A 25,898-nucleotide genomic window follows, 5' to 3' on the forward strand; every position below is an offset into this window, starting at 1 on the left:
AATGTATCCAAATAATTAAAGCGCCAGTAAGGCGCTCTAGATCGTTCTTTGGAAAGCTAGATTTTTTGAAGAACGTGGGAATTACCGTTTTTGACCACCAACGGCTCGCCAACACATATCAAAGCTATCGCTGATGTACTTGGCTAATTGATCTGGTGGTAACTCATTCTGCTCAATCAACCAGTTTGCACAAATCAAAAAGTGGCTGTGGATGAAGTGCCTAACAAGATTGATGTCTAACACCATCAGCTCACCGGCTTCTTGTCCTTTCAAAACGATTTCATCTAGCGATGCGAACATCTGTGAGACGATAACTTCTCGAGTTTGAGTCGTCGGATCGAAATGAACATTGGTGAAGAACTTCATCGCAACTGGATTTTCTAACGCCCACTCAAGCCCTGTGATCCACATGAACTTTAATGCTTGATAGCGATCTTGTTCAGAGACATCTGTGTGTTTAGCCAGCGTAGTGAATAGCTCAAGTTTCAGTTCGCGAAATAGTTCATCAATTAACAGCGACTTATTCTCGAAGTGGTGAAACAGTGTCGCTTTCGCTACGCCTGCCGTTTTCGCTATTTGTCCGGTAGATGTGCCCTCTAGCCCTTGCTGAGAGAAGAGTAAGAGCGCAGCATCTAAGATTTTTTGCCTTTTTGTAATCATCTATTTAGTACTTTGAACAGAAGCTTTTTAATTGGGTTATTGTAAGGAGGGTGCATTAACTTGGTGAAGTTAATTTTTCCTCTGCTTAGAACGGTTTTAGCATGGCTAAAGGTCTTGAAGCCTTCAATGCCGTGGTAGTGTCCCATGCCTGAAGGGCCGATGCCACCGAACGGTGCATCTTCTGCTGCCACATGCACTAGAGAGTCGTTAATACAAACACCGCCAGAATGTGTGTTCGATAAGAACTGGTCTTGGGTCTGCTTATCATGACTCATCAGGTACAAAGCAAGTGGACGTTCTCTTGCCGTGATGTAGTTGATCGCTTCTTCAATAGAATCATAAGGCACGATAGGCAGAACTGGGCCAAACAGTTCTTCTTGCATTGCGACCATGTCGTCGTTCACTTCGGTTAGAAGATGCGGTGTCATTCTATGGTTCACATCGTCTTGTGCTTGTTCGGTTACCGTGTGAACAACTGCGCCTTTCGATTGCGCATCTGTAATCACACCCTTCAAGCGATTGTATTGACGCATATCGATCACTGAAGTTAAGTCTTTGCTCTCAATGCCTGCTTTATACAGCTTTTTGAAGTATTGCTTATAAGCTGTGATGAACGCATCGACTTTTTCTCGTGGCAATAAGATGTAATCAGGCGCTACACAAATCTGGCCAGCGTTTAAGCTTTTTGCAAACAGGATACGCTCAACGGCGTCAGCGATATCAAAGTCAGGGGCAATAATCGTTGGAGATTTGCCGCCCAATTCTAAAGTCACTGGCGTCAAGTTGTCGGCTGCTGCTCTCATTACGTGCTTACCCACAGAGGTCGAGCCTGTGAATAGGATATGGTCAAACGGCAGTTGGCTAAATTTCGCGGAAACGTCAGCTTCTCCTTCGATGATCGCAACCTGATCTTCACTAAAGCCTTCAGCCAACATTGCTTTCAAAACTCGATTGGTCGCAGGAGTAAACTCGGACATCTTGAGCATTGCAGTGTTGCCCGCCGCTAACGCAGTGATGAGAGGGCCTAAAGAGAGCATTATAGGAAAGTTCCAAGGAACGATAATGCCCACAACGCCTACCGGTTGATAGTGAACAGTGATCTTCGCTGGCGTTAGCATCAAGCCTGCTTTTCTACGAGATGGCTTTAACCATTTCTTAAGGTTCTTAGCACTGTAATTGATTTGGTGAAGAGAAGGGGTGATATCAGCAATCAAGCTGTCGTGTTTTGCTCGATGGCCATAATCTTCAGACACCGCATCAATCAATTGCTCTTGGTAGCGCATTAGCAACGCTTTTAATACTGAGAGATCTTTTCTTCTCTGCTCAAGCGATGGATTAACATTATTACGGTAGTGATCTTTTTGTCGGTTGAACATTTGATCCATGTCGTTGATGTTCGACGTGGTTGGTTCAAGGTCTAGATTATGGCTCATAGTATCCCCTAAATTCGAAAGCTGACCGATTGGTTGGTCAGTTAAAATTACAAGAAGATCGAACCGAATACAAGATATGCGTGAGAAAAGTTTATTTTTTGTTCAGTTGTACGTTATTTTTTCGAAGGGAAATTGAGGGAAAGTGAGTTAGACGTTGGATGATAATGGCTATTGTAAGAAGATAAGAAGATAAGAAGATAAGAAGATAGGAAGATAACGAGTGCCTTTGACGGAATCAAAGGCACCAAAATAAGCGTTTAATGATTACGCAGGGGCTTTTTCACAACGGAGAAAGATAAAGTTAACGTTCTTTGACAGTCGCTCGTATGTCGCTTCAGAAATTTCTTTGGCTTTTTCATCGATAGTGCCCTCCGTGATTTTTGAAATCAGCAAGCCTGATTGAGTAACCGCTTGGCAAAGTTCGGTTAAAGAACGGCGGTAGAAGCTCACTTGAACGGGTGTACCTACCGTGTTCCACTCTTCTTGAATGAATTCACGTTCGTAGTAATTGCCAGAAATCGTACATTCAAAGTCAGCAAAAGGGTGGTGTGTTGAAAAGACAATGTAACCACCTGGCTTAAGGACCCGATGAATATCATCAAAGACGGGTTTTAGATCTTCAATGTAATGCAAGACTAGCGGACACACGATGACATCGGCACTGTTGTCTTTTTCATTCGGCAGACCAAGGGCAGCATCTTGAGCATAAGCGGAAACATTTTTGATTTGTTTTCCGTTCACTAAGTCGACCATATCCTGAGAGAGATCGGTACACGTCACTTTATTTGCGCCTTGGTCAATAAACCATTGCGCGTAAATGCCAGAGCCACAACCTAGGTCGACAATATCCATGCCTTTTACATCATCGAGCAAAGCTATCGTTGATGGACGCTCAAGTAAGGCATTGTAAATATTATCGCGGGCAGCCGAGTCGTATTGCTTAGCGTAGGTGGTGTACATTTCAGACATGATTTAGCACTCATCAATAGGCATGGAATAACAGGATACAAGCTATGTCGGTGATAGCGAGAGTTGTGGTAGAGAAGTGGTTATATTTGGCACAACCCTGACTTAACTTGACCAGAATAGCCAAGGATTTTATGTGTCTTTGGTATTTTATTCACCTGCTTTTATGTTAGAAAGTGCTTTAAATCTCATGCGCTTCAGCCTGTTTTTTGGCCTAAAACCTTGTAATTCCTTACCTGTCACTTTAAGTCGGATCGTCGATAAAAAAGCGTAATCGTAACCACAAATATCAATGGTTGGACTCACTCTTAATAATATCGGTTAATGCAGCCAACAAATCGTTTTTGAACGTTTTTTGTTGGGTTATACCTCGCTATTCCAATGAGGTATCTTCTGTCGATGGCCCTATAGTGTGAGGTCTCTAGAATTGGAAAATTCGGTTAATTTGGAACGCATCCGTGCTGAGTATAATGTAAAGCACTGGAGCCAAGGTTTTTATGGAATTGATGATAACGGTGAGGTGTATGTTTCACCGAGCGAAACCGATCATCAAGTTCCGCTTAGTCAGATCGTAAAACAGTTAGAGCAGCGAAATATTGGTTTGCCTGCTCTTGTGCGTTTTCCTCAAATAGTGCATCAACGTGTGCACAATATCTGTAACGCATTTAACCAAGCGGTCGACGAATATCAGTACGACAACCGTTACCTGCTTGTTTACCCGATTAAAGTTAACCAACAGAAAGAAGTGGTTGATGAGATCTTAGCGAGCCAAGCTCAATTAGAGCAAAAGCAGCTAGGCCTAGAAGCAGGCAGCAAGCCTGAACTATTAGCGGTATTGGCGCTGGCTCAAAAAGCGAGCTCTGTGATCGTGTGTAACGGTTACAAAGACAGAGAATACATCCGTCTTGCGCTTATTGGCGAAAAGCTGGGTCATAAAGTATTTATCGTTCTAGAGAAGTTATCAGAGCTTGATCTTGTTCTTTCTGAAGCGAAAGCGCTTGGCGTGAAACCTCGTTTGGGTTTGCGTATTCGTCTTGCTTCTCAAGGTGCAGGTAAGTGGCAAGCAAGTGGTGGTGAGAAGTCGAAGTTCGGCTTGTCTGCATCACAAGTGTTGACTGTTATTGAACGCTTGAAAGCAGAAGACCAACTCGACGTTCTAGAGTTAGTGCATTTCCATCTTGGTTCACAAATGGCCAATATTCGTGATGTACGAAATGGCGTGAGCGAAGCGGCGCGTTTCTACTGTGAACTGCGCGATATCGGTGCTCAATTGAAGTACCTCGATGTCGGTGGCGGCTTGGCGGTGGATTACGACGGTACACGCAGCCAGTCTTCAAACTCAATGAACTACGGCTTGCTTGAGTACGCTCGTAACATCGTGATGACAGTAGGGGACATTTGTAAACTCTACAATCAGCCACAACCTGTGATTATTTCTGAATCTGGTCGTTCGTTGACTGCGCATCATGCCGTGCTTGTGACCAACGTGATTGGCACAGAAAGCTATTCTCCGGAAGATATGGCGGCGCCTGAAGCTGACGCACCAATGTTGCTAAACAACATGTGGAAGAACTTCTTAGAGCTAGATGCAGGTAACGATGATCGAGCGTTGATCGAGATCTACAACGACACGCAGAGCGATATCGCAGAAGCGCATAATCAATTTGCCACAGGCATGCTGAATCTTCAGCATCGTGCTTGGGCAGAGCAGATGTCTTTGCGTATTAACTACGAACTTAGCTCTCGTATGAACACTAAGAACCGTTATCACCGTCCAATTTTGGACGAGTTGAGCGAGCGTCTAGCTGATAAGTTCTTCGTGAACTTCTCGCTGTTTCAATCGTTGCCAGATGCTTGGGGTATCGATCAGGTATTCCCTGTATTACCTCTAAGTGGTTTGGATAATGCGGACGAGCGACGCGCTGTGGTATTGGATATCACCTGTGATTCTGACGGTACGATTGATCAGTACGTTGATGGTCAAGGTATTGAAACAACGCTGCCAGTTCCTGCATGGAACCCAGATGAACCTTATTTGATGGGCTTTTTCCTAGTAGGCGCATACCAAGAGATCTTGGGTGATATGCATAACCTTTTTGGTGATACGCACAGTGTAGTGGTCAACGTTGACGAAAGCGGTGAAGCGAACATCGATTACATCAATGAAGGCGATACGGTTGAAGACATGATGCGTTATGTTCACATCGATACGGATCTGATCCGTCAGAACTACAAAGATTTGGTCACGGCGAAAGTACCAGCACAAGAGCAGCAAAGCGTACTTGAAGAGTTAGAGCAAGGCTTGATGGGTTACACCTATCTTGAGGATTTTTAATGAACGATCTATTTACCAAACCAGATTACTCGCTGTACTCTAATGCGATGACGTTTATGCGTCGCCCATTGGTACAGAATCCAATCGATAACGATGCTGATATTGTTGTGTTGGGCGCGCCGTTAGATATGGCGACCTCGGGTCGTCCGGGGGCGCGTATGGGACCGGATGCGATTCGTCGTGCGTCGGTAAACTTGGCGTGGGAAGGCAAAAAGTTTCCTTGGAACTTCAATGTATTCGAACATACCTCGGTGATTGATGCGGGCGATCTTGTGTTTGATTGCGGTGATGCTGAAGACTTAACTCAGCGTTTAGAAGCAGCCGCTGATGCGATTCTAAACAGCGGTAAAACATTGTTAGGTTTAGGTGGCGATCACTTCATTACATTGCCTTTGCTAAGAGCATACGGCAAGAAGTACGGTGAGATGGCGCTGATTCACTTCGACGCGCACACTGACACATACAGTCAGGGCAGTCGTTACGATCACGGTACCATGTTCTACCATGCGCCTAACGAAGGTTTAATCTCGCCTGAGCATTCTGTGCAAATTGGCATTCGTACCGAGTATAAGCAAGAAGGTCACGGCTTCAATGTCATTAACGCGATGGAAGCGAATGACATGAGCGTTGACGAGATCATTGCCCAAGTGAAAGGTATTGTTGGTGATAAGCCTGTTTACCTAACGTTTGATATCGATTGTCTGGATCCTGCTTTTGCTCCGGGTACGGGCACACCAGTATGCGGCGGTTTGAATTCAGATAAAGTGCTGAAAATCATCCGTGGCCTACAAGGCATCAACATGGTTGGTATGGACGTTGTAGAAGTTTCTCCAGCGTATGACCAAAGCGAGATTACAGCATTGGCTGGTGCGACGATTGCTCTCGAGCTGCTTTACGTTTGGACGGCGAACCGCCTCGCTAAATAATAGTGTGTCATTGCTAACAGCATAACGCTATATACTGATTTTAAAGCCCACTAAGGTTCAACTTAGTGGGCTTTTTTTGGGATACCTCGAAATATCCATTTGCAACTTCTACTCATTGCCCCTGCATACCCATTCAATACTCCAATAGTTGTATATGTAATTGACGCCATATATACGGTGTTTGAACAGTTTCTCATCAGCTTTGTGCTGAACCTTGTCTCAAATATGGGATTTGGTTCTTCTTTGGGGTTTAGGTATATCTCGACCTTATTAATTGCCTATAAACCCTAATGATTTATCAACTTTATTACTGTATATATTTATAAAAATTTGAGGTGTAATTAATTTGTGCATTTTATTGCATATAAATCAGCGCCCTATAAACTTTTGCTTAGTCCATGAACAAACTAAAGTGAATGCCTAGATTTGTGAAAAGAAGTCACTTCGCACACACATGACATTTCGGATAAGAAAGACTAGGCTTAAGGTTAAGTAAACTATAAAAAAAACAGGCGAAACGGAACTGACTCATCACATACATCAGTCTACGTAATTGATTGTTAATGAAGAGAATAAGTTCTGAATATAATTTAAGCCTGAAACCGTTATTACTATCATTTTCACGATGTTGGGCAATACAGCATTTTGTGACCTCGGGGGATATATGGGTATTGAAGTTTCGCGCCAAGCTGCAGTTGTAGAGGTAGTGAGTGGAGAAGTCATTGCGGTTAAGTCTGACGGAAGCGCACGAAAAATTTCAGCTGGAGATATTATTCGTGAAAACGAGATTGTTATCACTGCCAACCAAGCAGAGCTTGTATTAGGTACCCCAAACGGTGTCACTGAGGTGGCAAGCAATTGTGTTGGCTGTGTTGATCAAGATTTAGCGTGGGCTGATGCTCCGATCGCTGGAGAAGTTAATTTTGACTTACAGCAAGCCGATGCTGGAGATTTTGATGATGATGAATTTACTGCAATCCAAGAAGCTATTTTAGGTGGTGCCGATCCGACTCAAATCTTAGAGGCAACAGCGGCTGGTGGCGGACTAGGCTCTGCGAATGCCGGCTTTGTGACGATTGATTATAACTATACAGAAACTCATCCATCGACATTCTTTGAGACCGCTGGTTTAGCAGAACAAACCGTTGATGAAGACAGAGAAGAATTCAGGTCGATCACTCGTTCCTCGGGTGGTCAATCAATCAGTGAAACACTGACTGAAGGCTCCATATCTGGCAATACTTATCCCCAATCTATAACAACCACAGAAACGATTATTGCTGGTAGTTTAGCTCTCGCTCCTGACTCTTTCGTACCAGAAACGCTATCCCTAGCTTCACTGCTTAGTGAATTAAACACCGACATTACTTCAAGTGGTCAGCCCGTCACCTTCACGTATGACGCGGCGACTAATTCTATCGTTGGTGTTCAAGGTACCGACGAAGTATTACGTATCGATATTGATGCCGTCAGTGTTGGTAATAACATTGAGCTTTCTCTAACCACAACGATTTCTCTGCCGATTGACCATGTACCGTCTGTTGGCGGTGGTCAGGTTTCTTACACTGGCGATCAAATAGATATTGCTTTTGATATTCAAGGTGTAGACACCGCTGGAAATCCGCTAGCAACATTCGTTAACGCACAGGTTTCAGTGTTTGACGGGATAGATCCGTCTGTTGAAAGTGTCAATATCACTAACGTTGAAACTAGTAGCTCGACAATTGAAGGGACGTTCTCAAATATTGGTAGTGATATCCTTCAATCAGCCGTATTTGATGCAAGCGCACTCGACCAGTTTGATGGGTTGCTCAGTGACAATCAAAACACGCTTGCCAGACTTTCTGACGATGGAACAACGATTACTTTGTCCATCCAAGGTCGAGGTGAGGTTGTTCTCACTATTTCTCTAGATACCGATGGCACCTATAAATTTGAGCAGTCTAATCCGATAGAACAAGTGGGTACCGATTCACTGACGTTCGTTTTACCAATCACGATTACTGATTTTGACCAAGATGTTGTAACCAATACCATCAACATTGCCATTACTGATGGCGATAGCCCTGTTATCACTAATGTTGACAGTATTGATGTTGATGAAGCGGGCATTGTTGGCGGCTCACAAGAGGGCACGGCGCCAGTGTCTGGCACTGGCAGTATCACCGCGGACATTTTTGAAAGTGACATCATTGACCATTATGAACTTGAGCCGGCAGAATTTAATACTGGTGGCAGCTTGGTTTCAAATGGCGAGGCTGTGCTACTTGAGTTGATTGATGAAACCAACGGTGTAAGAACCTACGAAGGTTATGTTGAGGTCAATGGTTCGAGAATTACGGTTTTTGACGTTAAAATTGACAGCCCTTCATTAGGGAGCTACGAATTTAATCTGTATGAAGACCTTTTACATCAAGGCGCTGAAGATGAGCTGCTGACCTTTGCATTGCCAATTTATGCCGTTGATGCGGATGGTGATCGCTCTGCATTGTCTGGAGGTTCGAACACACCAGAAGCCGCTGAGATCCTAGTCAATGTTAAAGACGATGTCGTTGAGTTAGTTGATAAGGTTGAATCAGTCACCGAGCCGACCTTAGCGGGCGATACCGTTGTTTCGTATAACCTATTCAATTTCGAAGGCGCCGATGGTTCGACAATTCAATCGTTCAACTTCGACGGTGTTGACTATTCGTTAGATCAAAGTTTATTACCTGATGCTGATCAAACCTTCAGTTTTACGGAGGGTGTGGTCACTATCTCATTGAATGGTAATTTTAGCTTTGAAGTGGCTCGTGATATTGACCATACAAGCAGTGAAACCATCGTCAAACAGTTTTCATTTTTGGCCGAAGATAGTGATGGCGATACTGATACATCAACGCTTAAGTTAAGTATTACAGATGGTCAGAACCCAACTATAGATCTGATTCCACCTGTCACTTTATCCGAAACCAACCTTAGTGACGGCTCAGCGCCAAGCGGCAGCGCAGTCAGTCAAACTGAGACCATCACCTTTACCAATCAAAGTGATGATGTGGCGAGTTTCCGTATTGAGCCAACCGAGTTCAATTTGGGTGGAGTACTGAAATCGAATGGCTTTGCGGTCGAGATAAAAGAAGACTCTGCTAATCCGGGAACTTACATCGGTTTTATTACCGATGGCTCGAATACTGAAGTTCCTGTATTCACCATTAGTTTCTCTACGACCACACTAGGCGAATACACCTTTACTCTAATTGAAGCGTTAGACCATGTGGATGGTCTAGATAACAACGATCTGAGTTTCGATCTTCCTGTTTATGCGGTAGATACGGACGGTGACGATTCATTGGTGTCTCAGCTTAATGTGACCATTGGTGATGATGTCCAAATCATGCAAGATGGCACATTAGATATCGTTGAACCAAATTTGGCCGATGGTACGGTGACAACCAACACTATTGATGTCATGCCAAACCAAAGTGCCGATGGCGCGACGATCACTCAGTTCACTTATGACGGTGTCGTAAACACACTGGATCAAAGTATTTCAGGTGAGCAGCAGTTCAGTTTCACTGAAGGTGAGTTGTTTATCACCCTTGAAGGGGAAGTGCGCTTTGAACCTAATCGCGATCTAGACCATTCTGTTAGCGAAGACATCGTGAAGTCGATAGTAGTGACTTCAAGCGACTTCGATAACGATCCGGTGACTTCAACCATTACGCTAACCATTACTGATGGTGACAATCCGATTATTGATGTGGTACCGAGCGTTTTACTTGAAGAAGCGGACTTAACTGACGGCTCATCGCCAAGTGGCAGCGCAGTCAGTCAAACGGAAACCATCACTTTCACTAATCAAAGTGATGACGTTGAGAAATTCCGTTTAGAGCCAAGTGAATTTAATACCAACAACGCGCTCAAGTCCGATGGCTTAATCATTGAGATTCGAGAAGAACCAACAGGTTCAGGTAATTATATTGGTTTCACGACCGATATTTCGAATGTCGAAACCACTGTGTTTACACTCGATTTCAGCAGTACCACTTTGGGTGAGTACACCTTCACGCTTCTGGAAGCGATTGACCACACGCCTGTTCAAGGCAATAACGATCTAACATTCAACTTGCCAGTCTACGCGGTTGATAGCGACGGTGATGATTCGCTAATGTCGCCACTGGCTGTAACTATCACTGATGATATTCAAGTGATGGTTAATGACTCTCTCACAATTGAAGAGCCAACGGTTGCAGATTTGGCAGCAGGTACTCCGACGACAGCTTCCGTTAATGTACTTGATGAAGAAGGTGCTGATGGCACGACCATTACTCAGTTCACTTATGATGGTGGGGCGGTATTAACGCTTGATCAAAACGATACAGGTGAGCAGAAGTTCGTGGTTGCTGATGGGGCATTATATATCACTCTGCAAGGCGATATTCGTTTCGAACCAAGTCGTAACCTTGACCATACTGGTGGCGATATCGTGAAGTCGATAGTCGTAACTTCAAGTGATTCCGATAGCGATCTTGTGTCTTCAACGGTAACGCTAACCATTACTGATGGCGATATCCCAACGATTGACACGGTGCCAAGCGTTACTCTGTCAGAAACGAATCTGAGCGACGGATCTGCTCCGAATGCAAGTGCGGTAAGTTCAACTCAAACCATTACCTTTACTAACCAAAGTGATGACGTGACGAGTTTCCGTATTGAACCGACTGATTTTAATGTTGGTGGTGCTCTGAAATCGAACGGATTGGCGGTCGAACTGAAAGCTGACCCAACTACACCGGGTGGCTACATCGGTTTTGTGACTGATGGTTCGAACGTTGAAACTAACGTGTTTACGATTAGCTTCTCGGATACCAATTTAGGTCAATACACCTTCACCCTGCTTGAAGCGTTGGATCATGTAGATGGCTTAGTGAAGAATGATCTGACTTTTGATCTTCCTGTTTATGCGGTTGATAGCGATGGTGATGATTCACTGGTGTCTCAACTGAATGTGACCATTGGTGATGATGTACAGGTCATGCAAAACCAAGCGCTTAATATTATTGAGCCAACGGTTGCTGATTTGGCTGCAGGTACTCCGACGACAGCTACTGTTGATGTGATGCCTAGTCAAAGTGCCGATGGCGCGACAATCACTCAGTTTACTTACGATGGCGGGGCGGTAATAACGCTCGATCAAAACGATACGGGTGAACAAAAGTTTGTCTTTGCTGAAGGTTCACTGTTCATCACATTGCAAGGTGAAGTTCGCTTTGAACCAAATCGTAATTTAGACCACACGCTCAGCGAAGACATCGTGAAGTCGATTATGGTGACTTCAAGTGACTTCGATAACGATCCAGTGACAGCAACGGTTACGCTGACGATTACCGATGGTGATATCCCAACCATCGATGCAGTGCCGAGTGTTACTCTATCTGAAACTAACCTTAGCGATGGCTCTAGCCCGAGCGGTAGCGCAGTAAGTCAAACCGAGACGATTAGCTTTACTAATCAGAGTGATGATGTGACTAACTTCCGTATTGAACCAACAGAGTTCAATGTCGGTGGTGCACTAAAATCGAACGGTTTTGCGGTCGAGATAAAAGAAGACTCTGCTAATCCGGGTACTTACATCGGTTTTATTACCAATGGTTCGAACGCTGAAGTTCCAGTGTTTACCATTAGTTTCTCGGCAACCACGCTAGGTGAGTACACCTTTACCTTACTGGAAGCGTTAGACCATGTAGATGGCCTTGCGAATAACAGCTTAAGCTTTGGCCTGCCTGTTTACGCTGTCGACAGTGATGGCGATGATTCACTGGTGTCTCAACTCAATGTGACCATTGGTGATGATGTCCAAATCATGCAAGACGGTACGTTAGATATCACTGAGCCAAATCTTGCAGACGGAACAATCACAACCAACACCATTGATGTGATGCCAAATCAGAGTGCCGATGGTGCGACAATCACTGAATTCTCATTTGGCGGTATTGTCAAAACACTCGATCAAAGCATCGTAGGCGAGCAGCAGTTTAGTTTTACCGAAGGTGAGTTATTCATCACTATTCAAGGCCAAGTGCGCTTTGAACCTACTCGTGACCTTGACCACACGACCAACGAAGATATCGTGAAGTCGATAGTGGTAACTTCAAGTGATTTTGATAACGATCCTGTGACCTCAACCGTTACGCTAACCATTACCGATGGTGACATTCCAACCATTGGTGCTGTGCCAAGCGTTACTCTCTCAGAAACAAACTTAGCGGATGGTTCGGTTCCAAGCGCCGGCGCGGTCAGCTCAACACAGACGATTACTTTCACCAACCAAAGTGACGATGTGGTTCGTTTCCGCCTAGAACCAACCGAGTTCAATACCAACGATGCACTTAAATCGAATGGCTTAGCGGTCGAACTGCGTGAAGATCCTCAAGGCTCTGGTCAGTACATCGGTTTTACTACCAGTTCGTCTAATGTAGAGACGACAGTATTTACACTGGACTTCAACTCCGGAACCTTAGGCGAATACACATTTACTTTAATCGAAGCTCTCGATCATCAAGATGCGCGCGGCAACAACGATTTAAGCTTTAATCTACCTGTGTATGCGGTTGATAGTGATGGCGATGATTCGTTAGTTTCTCAGCTTGGCGTGACCATTGGCGACGATGTGCAGTTGATGCAAGGCGGCACAATCACCAGTCGTGAGCCTGCAACAAGTGTAGAAACATCGAATACTTTTGATGTGATGCCAAACCAAAGTGCTGATGGAGCCAAAGTCACTTCATTTGTTTTTGACGGTAACACTGCAGAAAGTCTTGATTTGAATGTGAATGGTGAACAAGAGTTCGTCTTCACGGAAGGTTCGGTATTCATTACGACGGAAGGTGAGATACGTTTCGAACCGGTGCGCAATCAAAACCATGCAGGTGGTGATATTACCAAGTCGATTGAGGTGACGTCTGTTGACCTCGATGGCGATATTGTTACATCGACCGTGACGCTGAAGATTGTTGATGGTGACCTTCCTACTATTGACCTTGTTCCCGGAATTACGTTATCTGAAGTGGATCTGGCTGATGGCTCTGCGCCAACCGGTAATCCAGTGACAATGACACAAACCATTACTTACACAGCGGGTAGTGACGACGTAAGCCATTTCAGAATTGACCCTACGCAGTTTAATACTTTAGGGGCTTTGAAATCGAACGGTCTAGATGTCGAGATAAAAGAGCAGCCAGCTAATTCTGGTAATTACATTGGCTTCGTTAAAGACGGTTCTAACGTAGAAACCAACGTCTTCACGATCAGCTTCTCGACGAGCAATTTAGGGCAATACACGTTCACACTGCTTGAAGCGTTAGATCATGTCGATGGATTACAAAACAATATACTAAGCTTCGATGTCCCTGTGTTAGCGGTTGATGCGGATGGTGATGATTCTGCAATGTCGCCAATGACGGTTGCGATCACCGATGACGTACAAGGTGTTCAAGATGGTACCTTGAGTATCACTGAGCCTTCATTAGCTGATTTGGCTGCGGGTACGCCACCTACGACGGCAATCATTGATGTTATGCCAACGCAGAGTGCTGATGGCGCGAAAGTGACACAGTTTACTTACGATGGTGGCACAGCTGTAACGTTAGACCCAAGCATCTCTACAGAACAAGTCTTTACCGTAACCGATGGCTTACTGTACATCACCATTGAAGGGGAGGTTCGTTTTGAGCCGAACCGAGATCTCGACCATTCATCCGGTGACATCGTAAGAACGATTGTCGTCACCACCAGTGATTTTGATAACGATACCGATACCGCGGATGTCACCTTAACGATCAAAGACGGTATCGATCCGGTTATTGACGTGGTTCCAGATGTTAACTTATCGGAAGTCAACCTAGCGGATGGCTCTACGCCAACTGGTTCTCCGGTAAGTTCGACTCATACAATCACTTACACCGAAGGAAGTGATGATTTTAGTCACTTTAGAATTGCGATCAACGAATTCAATCCTGGCGATCTGTTGAAATCAAGTGGTCTTGTTGTTCTATTAAAAGAAGATCCTTCTTCTGCTGGTGACTACATTGGTTATACCGATGATGGTATGGGTAACATTACCGATGTATTTACCATTAGCTTTGATAGTGCAAACAAAGCTCAGTTTACATTTACCTTGATTGAGGCACTCGATCACCTTGATGGTGCTCTCAATAATAACCTTGATTTCAGCCTACCTGTTTATGCGGTTGACACCGATGGTGATGACTCGGCTAAACGTGATGTCGTCGTTACTATCCAAGATGACATTCAACAGATGCAAGATGGCACTTTAAGTATTACAGAGCCGAACTCTGGCTCGCCAACCACTGCTATCGTTGATGTAATGCCTTCGCCAAGTGCTGATGGGGCGACTATTGCTCAGTTTACTTTTGGTGGTGGTTCAGCGATCACCTTGGATCAAACTAACAATGGCGAGCAAGAGTTTACTTTCACTGAGGGGTCACTGTTTGTCACGCTAACCGGTGATGTAAGATTCGAACCAAATCGAAACCTTGATCACTCTGCGGGCGATATTGTTAAATCGATTGTGTTCACGTCTTCAGACTTTGATAAAGACACCTTTTCATCGACGGTCACGTTAACGATTGTTGATGGTGATGGACCAACTATAAACGTTGTGCCAAGCGTCAGCTTGTCTGAGAGCTTACTTGCTGATGGTTCGACGCCTAGCGGAACGCCTGTCAGTGTGACTCAGACTATCACCTCGCTAGCGAGCAGTGATGACATCGGAAAAATAGTCGTTGAAGTTGGGCTGTTTAATACCAACGGCGTGTTGAAGTCTGATGGCCTTGAATTGAGTTTACGTGAGGAGCCTGCGGGTTCTGGCGACTACATTGCGTTTACGACGGATGGTTCGGGTGGTGAGAAAATCATATTCACCCTAGATTTTGATGATACTAATCCTAGCCAGTATACCTTTACGCTGCTTGAGCGTTTGGATCACGTTGATGGCTTAGGAAACAACGATCTCAGCTTTGACTTGTCGGTGTATGCACAAGACACCGATGGCGATATTTCAGCGTCTAAACCGCTTTCTGTGACCATCAGTGATGACGTTCAATTGATGCAATCTGGTGCTCTTAGCATCACAGAGCCAAGCTCGGGCACGCCGACCACAACAACGTTTGATGTGATGCCTGCGCAAAGTGCAGATGGCGCGACAGTCACTAAATTTGTGTATGACAATCAAGTTGAAACAGCCTTGGTACAAACGAACACTGGTGAGCAAGAATTTGTATTTGCAGAAGGTTCTTTGTTTATCACACTCGAAGGTGATGTACGTTTTGAACCTAACCGCAATCTAGACCACTCAGGTGGCGATATCGTCAAGACCATTACGGTGACATCTGAAGATAAAGATGGCGATATCGTGACATCTACAGTGACGTTAACTATTGCCGATGGCGCGCCACCAACTATCGACACCGTACCGACTGTCGCGTTGGCTGAAGCAAACTTGATTGATGGTTCTTCACCGGGCTTACCTGTGAGCCAAACTGAAATCATTACTTTCACAGTAGGAAGTGATGATGTTAGCTACTTCCGCATTGATGCCACTCAGTTCAACACGTCTGGCGATCTGAAAGCGGACGGTTTGGTGGTTCAGCTAAAAGAAGATCCTCTGAACAGCGATAATTATATTGGTTACGTTGAAAGCGGCGGTGTCCAAACGGATATCTTTACCATCACGTTTAGCAGCGTGGTTCTAGGAGAGTACACATTCACCTTGTTGGAAGAGTTAGATCACCTGTCTGTACAAGGTAACAATGATCAAATCTTCACCTTGCCAGTTATAGCCGTCGACAAAGACAACACTGATTCAGCGCTGAAGCCTCTTACGGTGACCATTACTGATGATGTACCAACCATTACTGACACCACCGGCGCCAGTACGTTTGTGGTTGATGAAGATGATTTGGGCACTCTGGCACAAGCGACGGGTTCGTTTGTAACCACAGAAGGTGCAGATCAAGTCGAGGTTTACGAACTACGTAATATAGCGACTCTAGAAACTACGCTTACCTCAAGTGGTGAAGCAATTTCGATTACTGAGATCTCTGGAGCAGCGAACACAACCACCTATCAAGGAACCACCACAAGTGGAACACCGATTTTTACTCTTGCTTTGGGTAACGATGGGTCATACACATTTACCTTACTTGGTCCTCTAGATCATGAGCCTAGCTCAGAGGCGAGAAATAAGCTGCCTATCTCCTTTGATGTAGTGGCTGTTGACAGTGATGGTGATGATTCCAACCAGTATAAATTACCCATCGAAGTTATTGATGATGTACCGGTAATGACGGCGCCGACTGGTGAAACGGTTGTTGATGAAGACGATCTTACTGGCATTGGTTCCGATCAATCTGAAGACACCATCATCAATGGATTGTTCACAGTCGATGAAGGTGTCGATGGCGTTGTGAAGTATGAGCTTGTTGATGAAGACCTAGTGCTTAGTGGCTTAACTTCAGACGGCGAAAGCTTAGAGTGGTTACCTGTTTCTGTATCAGGCAGTACGTTTACTTACGTTGCTCAAACTGCCACAGGTCAAGTGCCTGTTTTCGATATTATTTTTGATACGTCAGATAACAGCTATCAATTTGAATTGTTTAAACCGCTTGAACACCCTGATGGTGCCGACGAAAATAACATCGAACTTGATTTCTCGGTCGTGGCTGAAGATTTTGATCAAGACCAATCAAACGCGATTGATCTAAAAATCACGGTTACTGATGATGTTCCGTTGGTGACAACTCAATCGATTACTCGTCTTGAAGGGCAGGGTTACAACAACTCTAAAGTCGACATGTTTGCTAATGCGACGGATGTGGGGGCTGATGGTGCGGTACTGAGTCGAATTGAGGGTATCTCAAATAATGGTGCAGATATTGTTTTCCAAAGAGGTAATGCGACTGATTACAGTGACGCATTGAATCTTCAAAGCGGAAGTCGAATTATCCGCGTTTATGAGCAAACCGATGATGGCAATGGTGGTACTCAGGAAAGGCAGCTTGGTACTTTACGCATCAACTCAAATGGTGAGGTCGAATTCAAAGCTAACGGCTATCTCGATCATGACGGCCTAGACACTATCGACTTCTCGATTAACGTGATTGCGACGGATGGCGATTTAGACACCTCTGAAACACCGTTAGATATTACGATTACTGATAGGGATTCTACAAGAATTGCGCTGAAAGTGACGACCTTCGAGGATGCGGGTAGAGACTCAACCATACCTTACGCAACAGGCGATGAGCCGACTCTTGAGAATGTTCAAGATAACCAAAATGGCTTGCCTAATGCACCAGCTCAAGTTGCGCTGCAAGTTAGTCTGTATGACCAAGATAACGCTGAATCTATTGGCCAGTTGACGATTAAAAGCCCGAACGGAGGTGATAGTCACCAAGGTACTTTTTATTACTTTGATGGTGCTGACTACATTGAATTAGTGCCTGAGTCAAATGGGAGCATTATATTTGGCTCTCCTGAACTCGAACAAAGCTTCGCTCCAAACCCGAGTGAACCAAGACAAACTATCGCGACGATAGACAACCTGTTCTTTGTTCCAGACCAACACGCTAGTTCGGATGAAACTGGTGGGCGAGTTCGTTATGAGCTTGAAATTGAGAAAAATGGCACTACGGAGCACACCATTAACTCAAACTTCAGAATCGAGATTGAAGCGGTAGCGGATATTGCGACTTGGGATGATTCCAACAGCACGTATCAGTATCAAGTCAACGAAGATGAAGACAATGTCACGTTGCAGCTGAACGCAGAGTCGCAAGATAACAGTAATACTGAGACGATTACCTATGAACTTGAAGCAGTTCAAGGCGACGGGAAGTTTGAGCTACTTGATCAAAATGGCAATGTGTTAACGCCCGTTAATGGTGTTTATATCATCGCATCTGCTGATATCAATAGCACTGTAGTTAACCCTATTGATAACTTCTCAGGCCAGATTGAGTTCAAAGCGACGGCAATTACGGAAGAGACGCTTAACCCATACGATGATTCAGCCAACGGTGGAGCAAACGATAAGACGACGGCTCGTTCTGTAGAGCAAAATATCATTATTGATGCCACTGCTGACGCCGACCCGGGTAAATTCAGTGTGAGTCGTATCCAGATCAACGAAGACAACATCGATAACCCTGATTACATTGGTCCTTTGGACAATAAAGATGCGTTCACGTTAGACGAAGTCATCACCATGACAGGTTCGGTCGATTCTGACAGTTCTGAAGAACTGTTTGTGCGCATCAGTAATGTTACGGAAGGAGCAGTGCTTTACTTCTTAGGCACCACGACAGTCGTTCCGACCATCACGATTAATGGTGTGGATTACCAAGAAATCGCGTATTCCGATTTGGCTAACGTTGAAGTTGTTCCAACCAAACACAGCAATGTGGATTTTACTTTCGATGTCACCGGTGTGGTTAAAGACACCGCGAACCTTTCTTCAGGTGCGCAAGTCGATGAAGAAATACTGGGTACTAAAACGGTTAACGTAGAAGTTAAAGGTGTTGCTGATACTCCTTATGGTGGTACCAATGGTACCGATTGGATCGCAATTACAGATGGCACTACATCTGGTGTTCAAACCACGATTCAAGAGAGCCAAAATGGTGATACCTTTGCTGAGCTTGATTTCACCGTGTTGTCGGGAGAGAGAAGACCAGATACAGGTACGACACCATTACCTGACGACGGTTCCGAGTCCATAACTGTTATTCTCTCGGGTATTCCTGACGGCGTTGTTCTGGAAGATGGGGACGGTACAATTATTGACCTTAACTTCGTCGGCTACGAAACTGGTCCGGGTGGCAGCCCTGACTTATCCAAACCTATCTACGAAGCGAACATTACTGAGGCGGGTAAAACTTCAGGCATTCGCATCAGACCTGTCGACTCTTCAACTGAGAATATTCACATTCAAGGTAAAGTGATTGTGACTGAGAATGATGGTCACACGCTTACGTTTGATCAGGAAATTCGAGTGCTAGTCGAACCTAGAATCGATACCTCTGCGACGTACAACACGGTTACTAATGGTGATGAAGATACCGCGATCAACATTGACTGGCACCCAGAGGGTACTGACTATATTGATGATGATGAGCATTTCACTTCTATTGTCATCAGTGACATTCCAACGGATGTTGAAAGTGTTGTGGTTAATGGCGATGTAACTTGGGTTTACAATGCAGTAGCAGGTACTTTGACGATTACTCCGAAGAGCGGTCAAACTGCTGAAGAGTTTACTCAGATCGCGCTGAATAATAACTTTATTCAAATAACGCCAGCTCAAGATTCCAGTGCTGATTTTACACTCGATACTGTGGTAATGATTGAAGAGCGAGATCATGAATATGTCGATGCTTCAAACCCTGGGCAAGGCATTGTAACGGCGACGATCACCGGTACGATTAATGTTGTCGTGCGGCCTGTCGTTGAGCCTGGAGATGCCGACAACAAGATTGTTGTTTCAAACGAAGATGGCTCTGGAGATCTGACTACGATTACGGCTGACGCTAATGGCGTAATTAAATTTACAACCAACAGTGATAACCAAACGACTGATATTAACGGAGACGAAATCTGGGACGGTGAATACGTCGTCCGATACCAAGAAACGGATTTAAGCACAGTAGAAGAGCAAGTCGACGAAGTGATTGTTCAGTTGACTAACACCGACGGAAGCGCGTTATCTGATGATATCTTAGGGCAACTTTTAGTAACTGGCGCCTCTTACGAAGGCGGTGGCCGTTGGGTTGTGACCAATGAAGATGCCTTTAGCGTCAGTGCGCCCAATGGATTAGATTTCACTCCTGCCAATGATGCGGACGATGTCGCTACTGATTTCAATGATATCAAGATGACAATTTTCACTTTGGTATCAGATCCTGGTGATGCTAACAATGAAACGTCCGCCCAAGTGCAACGCACCGGAGAGGTAACGCTTTCTTATCCTGAGGTGCTGACGGCACCTGACAAAGTTGCTGCAGATATTGCGATTGTGCCAGACAGTGTTATCGACGCCGTTGAGGATACTCAGCTTGATCTCGGCGCGGCACTCAACGGCATTTTGAGCTTGACGGGTCGCGATGATTCTACTGACCAAGTGACGGTGATCATTGATGGTACTCTGGTCATTGATGCTACAACATCATTCCCAATTAGCCTGTCGGGAACAAGTGATGTTGACTTTGTGAACGGAAAATATGTTTACGAGACGACTGTCGAACAGGGCGTAACCGTCGATTCATCGGGTTTGTTATTGAATCTGCCACCAAACTACTCTGGTGACTTTAGGTTGCCAATGACCATAGTGACCAAAGATTTACAATCTGGCGATGAGAAGACTTTAGTGACTGAAGTTATCATCAAAGTCGCACCAGATGCTGAGACGGATCCAACGATTGAGGTGAATGTCGTGGGTTCTCTTGATGATGCCTTTAATCCTGTTGATACCGACGGTCAAGCTGGGCAAGATCCGGTGGGTTACGAAGACACCTATATTCAGCTCGACTTCAACTCGACCATTTCGGATCAAGTTTCAGGCGTCGAAGGTGGTCAAGAAGAGTTTACGTCCATTACTTTAACGTTGGACGACCCTTCTATTGGTGCATTCTATGACAATACGGGTACCTCATTAGGTACATCTGTCACGTTTAATCAGGCTGAAATAGCGGCAGGTGCTCTAGATAATGTGCTCTTTAGAGCTGTAACAAACTACCCAACGAGTAATGACATCAATCAAGTTAAAGTTAATGTCAGCGGAACAGTCACAGATACAGCAACCTATAATGATCCTGCTTCTCCTGCGGGTACGGCAACAGACTCCGATACTTTTTCTACAAGTGTCAGCTTTGAAGTCGTTCCTGTGGTCGATGACGTGTCTGTCACTGGACCGGGTAGCGATCCGGATGTTATCGAGATTACTGGCAACGAAGACCAGCTCATCTCTCTGTCGGGTACAGGGCCTGTATCGATTGCACTGACTGACCTTGATGGTTCAGAACAGTTTGTGTCGATTAAGTTTACAGATGTCCCTGATGGCTTCCAAATGCGTGCAGATCCAGGCTCGACATATACCGTGAAAAATAATGGTAATGGAGAGTGGAGTGTTCAACTGCCTCAAGCTTCGGGGTTGTCATTCGATTTAAGTGAGATTTCGATCTTGCCGCCTAAAAACTTCAGTGGTACCGCTGAGTTTGGTGTGGAAGTCTTCACTCAAGAATCGTTGCTGGGTGTGCCTACTGCGGCGGCAAACTTGCCAAGCTTCAAACTGCATGTGGTACCTGTTGGTGATGATGTTGATACCAACCCAACCGATTCTGTGACAGGCAATGAAGGCCAAAACATTGATATCGAAATCAATGCGACTATTTTGGACAAAGAATTGTCTGCAACAGGAAGCGGGACGTATACCGAGAATGCGCCCGAAACGCTTCGAGTTGAAGTGGCGGGTGTTCCTCAAGATGCTTCTATTTTCTATCCAGATGGCACGACATTGGCTAGCTACGATCCGGCGACGCAGCTTTGGACACTTGATGTTCCTGCACAGTCGCTCGATAAGATCGTATTCAATTCTGGAGAACATAATAGTGATACAGGCAATGTACTGGGTATCAATGGTCCACTGCAGATTACGGTACGTTCAGTAGATACTGACGCTGACAACACCGAATACTTAGGTACGCCAACCAGCTTCGATGTCGATCTGGTGATTGATCCTATTAACGATCAACCGATCTTTGTGAATGTGACCAACATTGAAACATCGGAAGACATCAGTGTTGCCATCGACAACTTTAGTATCTACGACGTCGACGCAAACTTTGATAATCCAGATGCTCCGTATGAACTGACGCTTAAAGTCGACCAAACACTGCCGGGTGCACAGGGTGTGTTTGAGTTCACTAGCTCACCTGACGTGTCGTTTGTATTGCAGGCTGATGGCTCGCTTGTGATTACAGGTAAAGAAGCTGACATCAATACCGCTTTGACCAATGGGGCTGTGACATTCAAACCAGACCTTGACCAGAACTACCTTAATCAGAATGGGTTGGTTACGATCAATGCAACGCTTGATGACGGTGGTAATAACGGTCTGATTGACGCGGGTGATCCGAATACCGCTCAAACCAATCAAACTACTTTCACCATTAAAGTGACAGAAGTGAATGACGCTCCGGTCGCTACCGATGTTGATTTGGGCTCGATTGCCGAGGAGGGTCAACTTGTGATTGTTGAAGGTGATTTGATTACAGCAAGTTCTGATTTAGAAAATCATAACCTAACAGTAGCGGGCGTGACTCTTACTCAAGGTCAAGGTCAATTACAGCGCTTTGAGAACGCAGGTGGTGCTGACAACGCTACGGTTACAGGCCCATTCTGGATATTCACGGCAGCCAATGATTTTAATGGTGATGTTAAGCTTGGTTATTCGATTATTGATGATGGTACGACCAACGGTGTGGATGATTTCTTAACTGACAATGCTGAAATCAGCCTCGTCGTAACGGAAGTGAATGATGCACCTGTCGCGACAGACGTTGATTTAGGTTCGATTGCTGAAGATGGCCAAATCGTCATTGTTGAAGGTGATTTGATTGCAGCAAGCTCTGATCCAGAAAACCACAACTTAACGGTAACAGGTGTAACTCTGACTTATGGACAAGGCCAACTAACGCGCTTTGAAAATGCTGGTGGCGCTGATAATGCAGCGATTACCGGGCCATTCTGGCTGTTCATAGCTGACAACGACTTTAACGGTGACGTCAAATTCAACTACTCAATTACTGATGACGGTACAACTAACGGTGTGGATGATTTCTTAACCGATAGCGCTGAAATAAGCCTGATCGTCACGGAAGTGAATGATCAGCCGGTGGCAACGGATATCGACTTAGGAAACATCCTTGAAGAAGGTCAGTTGATCATTAAAGAGGGCGACTTAATTACTGCGACAAGCGACCCGGAAAATGACACGATTACCGTGACTAATCTGGTGCTCGATGAAGGCCAAGGCCAGTTACAGCGCTTTGAGAACGTAGGTGGTGCTGATGACGCTATGATTTCTGGCCCGTACTGGATATTTACGGCGGCTGATGAATACAATGGTAACGTTAAGTTCACCTATACCATCGAAGATGATGGTACCACCAACGGCGCTAATGACTTCCTAACGGATACTGCAGAGATCACCGCGATTGTCGACGGAGTGAACGATACACCTGTTGTTAATGGTGACAGTGTCACTACGATTATTGATGAGGATTCTGGTCAGCTATTGAGTGGCATCAATGTCAGTGACCCTGATTATGTTGATACATTTTCTGATGATCTCATGACCGTCACGCTGACTGTAGATTACGGTACATTGAATGTATCACTTCCGGCAGTGACGACGGTGATGGTCAACGGCAACAACACCGGTTCGGTTATCTTAGTTGGCACTCTGAGTGACCTAAATGCGCTGATTGATACGCCAACCAGTCCAAACGGTGTCTACCTTGATGCGAGCCTGTCTCCAACCAATAGCATTGGCTTAGAAGTTGTCGCCAAAGACAGCGGAAACCCTTCGGGTATTGCGATAGAGACGACGCCTGTGGTTTACAATATCGCGGTGACGCCAGTCGCGAATGCACCAACCTTGTCGGTTGATACTGCGTCTAATTACGTGAGAAATATTACCGCGAGTCAGTCAGTCAGTGCGAGTGGCATTCCTTTGGTTGGAATTATCGCTGCCTTAACGGACATTACTGAGGAGCTAACGCTACATATCAGTGATGTGCCTGCTGGTGCTCAAATCACCAGTGAAGTTGGTTCTGTGACCGATCTCGGTGGTGGTGTTTGGGTGGCAACGGCAGATGCGATCGATAGCTTGCAGGCGGTAGGGCTTTCTCAAACTCCGGGTAGTTACACGCTTAAAGTTGAGGCGGTTTCTGAAGAGACTGACAACAACGATACGGCGACATCAGCTTCAATCGACCTTAACCTGAATATTGTGTCTGACGCGGTCGATATTAATCTGGCTTCGGAAACTGACGACATTCAACTATTGGCTAGCGCGAATGCGACTGACCTAACTGCGGGTTCTGGAAATGACCGACTGGAAGGTGGCGCGGGTGACGATACGCTTGTTGGCGGTGATGGTAACGACACACTGATTGGCGGCGGTGGTTCAGATATTCTAACCGGTGACGATGGTATGGACTCGTTCGTATGGCTTAATATCGAAGATGGCGTTGAAGACACCATTACCGATTTCAGCCTATCTGAAGGTGACCAGATCGACTTGCGCGAAGTATTGCCAGAGCTGAAGAACACATCTCCAGACATGACGGCGTTACTGCAACAGATAGACGCGAAAGTGGAAGGGGATGATATTGAGCTTACGATCAAGTCTGATGGTTTAGGTACCACGGAACAGGTGATTGTGGTTGAAGATCTTGCACCTCAGTTGACGCTAAGCAGCACCATGCCGTCAGACATTCTGGATGCGTTAGTACAGCAGAATGTCATCACTCACGGTTAAAGTTAAATAGGTGAGCGCTAGTTAAGTGTCCGATAGTTAAGGGCACGATAGTGATTAGAAGCGAACTATCAAACCATAACGAAATAGGCCAGCAATGCTAGCCTATTTTTTGGTCACTGTATAAATCGAAAAGAGGTTACTTAAGAGAGTTGTGGATCAGGAACTCTTCTTCAACGCCTTTTAGCTTCATCTCATCCATAATGAAGTTCACCGTGTTCAACAAACGTTGTTCACCTTTTGGAATCAGGTAGCCGAATTGGCTGTTGGTGAACGGTGTTTCACAGCGAGCAGCTTCAAGACGTTCATCAGTCACTTGATAGAACAGACCTTCAGGGGTTTCTGTCACCATCACATCAACTTTACCTTCCGCAACGGCTTGCGGAACGTCTAGGTTGTTCTCGTAACGTGTAAAGCTCGCATCTTGTAAGTTAGCATCCGCGAAAATCTCATTAGTCCCGCCGATATTGACGCCAACACGCACAGAAGAAAGGTTCACTTTCTCAATGCTGTTGTATTGTTCTGCTTTGCCTTTCGCAACTAAGAAACACTTACCAAAGGTCATGTAGCCTTGAGTTTGTTCTGCGTTTAACTGACGCTGCATTTTACGTGTGATACCGCCCATCGCGATGTCGTATTTATCGCTGTCGAGGTCGGTTAGCAGATCTTTCCATGTAGTACGGACAATCTGTAATTCGACGCCCAGCTGCTCTGCAACATGCTTAGCTACGTCAATGTCATAACCAGAATAGCTCTTGCCATCAAAGTAAGAGAAAGGTTTGTAGTCGCCTGTGGTGCCAACGCGAAGTGTGCCTGATTTTTGGATGTCTTCTAATTGGTCAGCTTGTGCTACACCAGAGAGCGCCAGAGTAATGGAAGCAAGTAATAGTGATGTTTTTGTCATTGTAATTATCTGTTGTGTTTGTGTTGTTGTTCAAAGTAACAGAAAGAAAAGCAGAAAGAGATCAAACCATTGGAAATGG

At 45.1% G+C, this 25,898-nt stretch carries 7 protein-coding genes; 3 read left to right on the forward strand and 4 right to left on the reverse strand.

Annotated elements, in window-relative coordinates; all coding sequences use genetic code 11:
- Nucleotides 1-81: 81 nt before the first annotated feature.
- The 3 genes from L3V35_RS15430 to L3V35_RS15440 form a co-directional block, all read right to left on the reverse strand.
- Entirely contained in the window at nt 82-660 is a 579-nt protein-coding gene (locus L3V35_RS15430; protein ID WP_017072911.1) for a TetR/AcrR family transcriptional regulator, read from the reverse strand.
- Nucleotides 657-2,093: a coniferyl aldehyde dehydrogenase gene (locus L3V35_RS15435; protein ID WP_054547400.1), complete on the reverse strand. Its 1,437-nt coding sequence runs from the start codon at nt 2,091-2,093 to the stop codon at nt 657-659. The genes L3V35_RS15430 and L3V35_RS15435 overlap by 4 nt, the downstream gene beginning before the upstream one ends.
- A gap of 264 nt (nt 2,094-2,357) precedes the next feature.
- Complete coding sequence (locus tag L3V35_RS15440) at nt 2,358-3,062, reverse strand: methyltransferase domain-containing protein (protein WP_054547401.1); 705 nt, start codon at nt 3,060-3,062, stop codon at nt 2,358-2,360.
- A gap of 424 nt (nt 3,063-3,486) precedes the next feature.
- Between L3V35_RS15440 and speA the strand changes: the two genes are divergently transcribed.
- The 3 genes from speA to L3V35_RS15455 all read left to right on the forward strand — a co-directional run bounded on the left by speA (nt 3,487) and on the right by L3V35_RS15455 (nt 24,918).
- Nucleotides 3,487-5,394 (forward strand): arginine decarboxylase, encoded by a 1,908-nt coding sequence (gene speA / locus L3V35_RS15445; RefSeq protein ID WP_054547441.1) that lies wholly within the window; start codon nt 3,487-3,489, stop codon nt 5,392-5,394.
- The gene (gene speB / locus L3V35_RS15450) at nt 5,394-6,320 is read left to right on the forward strand and encodes an agmatinase (RefSeq protein ID WP_054547402.1); all 927 of its coding nucleotides are present in this window, start codon (nt 5,394-5,396) and stop codon (nt 6,318-6,320) included. The genes speA and speB overlap by 1 nt, the downstream gene beginning before the upstream one ends.
- 664 nt (nt 6,321-6,984) lie before the next feature.
- Nucleotides 6,985-24,918, forward strand: a complete 17,934-nt coding sequence (locus L3V35_RS15455) for a retention module-containing protein (RefSeq protein ID WP_237300204.1) — start codon at nt 6,985-6,987, stop codon at nt 24,916-24,918.
- 136 nt (nt 24,919-25,054) lie between these two features.
- Here L3V35_RS15455 and L3V35_RS15460 read toward each other — a convergent pair whose 3' ends face one another.
- Nucleotides 25,055-25,819 (reverse strand): transporter substrate-binding domain-containing protein, encoded by a 765-nt coding sequence (locus L3V35_RS15460; RefSeq protein WP_017076755.1) that lies wholly within the window; start codon nt 25,817-25,819, stop codon nt 25,055-25,057.
- Nucleotides 25,820-25,898: the final 79 nt, after the last annotated feature.

Source organism: Vibrio sp. L5-1, from assembly GCF_021728315.1.
Classification (GTDB): Bacteria; Pseudomonadota; Gammaproteobacteria; order Enterobacterales; family Vibrionaceae; genus Vibrio; species Vibrio splendidus_K.

Coding starts and splice junctions, on each gene's coding strand:
- L3V35_RS15460 (WP_017076755.1), bottom strand. CDS start 25,819: ATGACAAAAACATCACTATTACTTGCTTCCATTACTCTGGCGCTCTCT.
- L3V35_RS15435 (WP_054547400.1), bottom strand. CDS start 2,093: ATGAGCCATAATCTAGACCTTGAACCAACCACGTCGAACATCAACGAC.
- L3V35_RS15455 (WP_237300204.1), top strand. CDS start 6,985: ATGGGTATTGAAGTTTCGCGCCAAGCTGCAGTTGTAGAGGTAGTGAGT.
- L3V35_RS15430 (WP_017072911.1), bottom strand. CDS start 660: ATGATTACAAAAAGGCAAAAAATCTTAGATGCTGCGCTCTTACTCTTC.
- L3V35_RS15440 (WP_054547401.1), bottom strand. CDS start 3,062: ATGTCTGAAATGTACACCACCTACGCTAAGCAATACGACTCGGCTGCC.
- speB (WP_054547402.1), top strand. CDS start 5,394: ATGAACGATCTATTTACCAAACCAGATTACTCGCTGTACTCTAATGCG.